At 71.8% G+C, this 554-nt stretch carries 1 protein-coding gene; it reads right to left on the bottom strand.

What is annotated here, in order from left to right; translation table 11 throughout:
• On the bottom strand, positions 1–554 hold a 554-nt coding region (locus G6048_RS48520), incomplete at both ends, for a ketoacyl-synthetase C-terminal extension domain-containing protein (RefSeq protein WP_328829207.1).

Here is a 554-nt window from a genome sequence, read left to right as displayed (position 1 = left end):
GGCGTGCCCGCAGTCAACGCCCGCAGCCCGGCCAGCAGCTCATCCCGGTCCCCGCCGGCACCCAGCACCACCGCCCGGTGCTCCAACACCGACCGCGCCGACGCCAACGACCACCCCACATCCACCGGACTCAGCTGCGGGTGCGTCTCCGCGAACTCCGCCAGCCGCCCCGCCTGCGCCACCAAAGCCCCAGCACTACGCCCCGATATCACCCACGGCACCACCACACCCGGGACAGGCTCCTCCCGGCCCTCGGCCTCGGTCTGCGGGGCTTCCTCGACGATCACGTGCGCATTCGTCCCGCTGATGCCGAACGACGACACCCCCGCCCGACGCGGCCGGTCCTCCACCCGCGGCCACTGCCGCGCCTCGGTCAGCAACTCCACCGCACCCGCCGACCAGTCCACATGCGGCGACGCCTCCCCCACATGCAACGTCCGCGGCAACACCCCCTGCCGCAACGCCAACACCATCTTGATCACACCCGCCACACCCGCCGCCGCCTGCGTATGCGCGATATTCGACTTCACCGACCCCAGCCACAACGGCCGATC

Origin of the sequence: Streptomyces ureilyticus, from assembly GCF_011045025.1 — a bacterium.
Classification (GTDB): Bacteria; Actinomycetota; Actinomycetes; order Streptomycetales; family Streptomycetaceae; genus Streptomyces; species Streptomyces ureilyticus.
This window is presented reverse-complemented; position numbering and strand designations above follow the sequence as displayed.